This window comes from Mesorhizobium sp. M1338 (assembly GCF_040318045.1).
Classification (GTDB): domain Bacteria; phylum Pseudomonadota; class Alphaproteobacteria; order Rhizobiales; family Rhizobiaceae; genus Mesorhizobium.
On the sequence record NZ_JAMYLL010000116.1, the window covers coordinates 1 to 2,582 of the forward strand.

Annotated in this window: 1 protein-coding gene and 1 pseudogene; both read right to left on the reverse strand. The window is 63.1% G+C overall.

Annotation, left to right across the window (positions count from 1 at the left end; genetic code table 11):
* Window positions 1-1,061: 1,061 nt before the first annotated feature.
* Complete coding sequence (locus tag NKH19_RS33125; RefSeq protein WP_352603818.1) at window positions 1,062-1,988, reverse strand: ArdC family protein; 927 nt, start codon at window positions 1,986-1,988, stop codon at window positions 1,062-1,064.
* Between the two features lie 334 nt (window positions 1,989-2,322).
* A pseudogene (locus NKH19_RS33130) lies at window positions 2,323-2,582 on the reverse strand (hypothetical protein); the annotation flags it as partial.

The following is a 2,582-nucleotide window of genomic DNA, read 5'->3' on the forward strand; positions in this document are numbered from 1 at the left end:
GGACCGGTCGGCTCGCCGCCGCCCCCCCGGGGGCCCACCTTGGCGGTTCCGTATGGGGGTGGTCCTTAGGGCCGCAACGACAGTGAAGGGCAGCCAGGGGGAGGCTTTCTTGTTCCGCGCGGAATGGCGGCGCAGTCGCCAGGGGAAGAAAGTCGCGACCGGCTGTTGCGGGTTTAAGAACGAGGCGCAGCGAAGCGAAGACGGCCTTCGGTCAGACCAGCCCCATCGAGGACGCAGGTGGTGGGCCTTTCCATGAAACCGCCGGCCAGACGACGGTCGAGCTCCCATCGGAATGATCACCGCAACTTCGACTAACGTCAGGCAGCATCAAGCCTGGCCGTCCCCGTCACGCGTCATTGTAGAACGACGGATAGCTCGGAAAGAGACGCACCCGCCTCCTGATATCGGTCGAACGATGACGGGCCGCGAGGCGAGTCCCAGGAGCCTGATAATCTGCTGTTCAAGCAGGAGCGGCCGCATAGCGGACATCGATAGCCATCTTTGGGCTGGACGCCGGCACCAGCCGGCTGATCAGGGTTCGGCCCCGGGTTACCGCCCGAACGGGGCCAGCCGCAAGGCGGGGCCTCACCCTGATGTGCTCTGCCGAGCGAACGACGCTTGCCAAACTGGACCATCACACGCCGCACATCCTTCATTTGGCCAAAGGTCGAGCTGGCCTTAGCCGGCCACGTCAAGATGTCGACCTAGTTGAGGCAATCCCGCCGAGTTATGCGCTTCTCTATGGTCTCGCGGCTCGGCTTATCCGCATGGAAATCCCGGTCGACGGTGCCGGGGTAAAGCGGGAATCATGCCCGATGCTTGCCCTCAGCGACGTTGGGGAGATTTCGCGCAAAGGGCAGCACATTCGGCGAGGCAACCAGCGAAGATGGTCGTAGACAACGGCCGCTTCCCAGCAAGTATCGGCGAATATAGGGCAAAAATAACCGTGTGCCGCCATCAGGACGAAGGGGTCGATTGCACTCCGGCGCCCAGACTGATGACGCGAAAGCGGATCGGGGAGGGCTCGGCGCTCTCCCCTTGCAACAGCGGAGAGCGTAACATCAGGCCGCCCTCCCCAATTCTTCCGCCTGCGGCTGGAATTCGTGGAGATAATTGACCGCGCGTTGTGCGTGGGCGGCTGCCTGAAAGATCGCCCGCTTGTCGCTGCCCAGCAGGCTGGCCCAGCCTTGAATATAGGCGGCATGATCGGGTCTCGGCTCGAGCTCGGGGACGATATCGAGGTCTGCGCAGAGCATCGCAGCACCAAGCTCGACGAGCAATTCTTCGCGCGCCCGATCCGTGCGATCCTTGTGGTAGCGGCTGAGGTCCCTGTTCAGCCGCTGAGGAGCCGATGTCCAATGCAGGGTCTCGTGTGCTCTCGTGGCGACAAATGAAGCCATGTCCCGGAAAAATTCCGGTGACGGCAACTGCACATGGTCGGAAGAGGGAGAATAATAGGCCTTGTCTCCGCCATACCGCACAACCGCTCCGGTGTTGTCGAAAAAACGGTCGGCATGCTCGATGCGCTGGACAGGATCGGCGGCAGGCTCTGGTGCCGCATGATAGTGCGGCGGCAGACCTTCAATCTGGTCGGCGCAAAACACCGTGTAGGCCTTGAGGAACGGAATACCCCGCTCGACTTCCTCGCCATGCGCGTCGGTTTCCGTCCTGGTGAAGCGGCTGGCGTAAACAACCATGGAGCCGGTCTCGCCCTTGCGAACATGACCCCCGAGCTCCGCACTCTGCTTGAACGTCATCCAGACCGGAGAGACAAAGCCCCTCGCGACCGCCTCCGACCACAAAAGCAGTGTATTGATCCCTTGATACGGCAGGCCGTTGTGACGGAGCGGCCGTGTGATGCGACCGGTCGTATTCGCAACGCTCCACGGTTTGACCCAGGGACGCACGCCCTTCTGCAGATCCGCGACGATACGATCGGTGATTTTCGCGTAGATGTCGACGCGGGGCTTGTTGTTGTTCCTGTCCATTTCCAACCTCCATTCGAGGCCGCGCCAATCGCGGCCGTCACGAGGTCCGCACGCGCAGGACCGCAGGTCCGCGAACCCGCGCAGGATCGATGGGGAAGCTGAGAACCATCGCTTGCGGGCCGCAACGTCAGTGGAGGACGGCGCAGCCGTTTCGCGGCACGAGGACCGGAGCAGGACCATCATTCGTGACGGCCGCGATTGGCGCGGTCTTAATCACTTGCCGTGTCCATCTTTGAGCCGGGTGCCTTTGGCACAGCAAAGAGGCCGGCTCCCGAACGGACACCAGCCTCAGTATGAGAAGATCGGGCGGAGCCGAAGCTCCGCCCGATGGCAGTTAGCCAAGGGCCGCCATCTGGAGATCGGCTGCCTGCCGGTTGACGGTCTGGCCGGGGTTCTCGGTCTGGCGTTCGTAGGGCTTCCAGCTCTCGCCGACGATGTGCTCGTAGGCGGCAACGGCGCCCTCGGCGGCCATGCGCAGGGCATGTGCCTGAAGGCCCATTTCGGCGGCGAATTCGCGCTTGCGCTGGGCCTTGCTGTCGAAGCCGACCGGACCGTCAATGTCCTCGTCGCGGGTGTCATTGGCGAGCCTGGCCG

What these genes read in the sequence shown, in the direction of transcription:
- NKH19_RS33125 (WP_352603818.1), bottom strand. Translation starts at nt 1,988, where the DNA reads ATGGACAGGAACAACAACAAGCCCCGCGTCGACATCTACGCGAAAATC.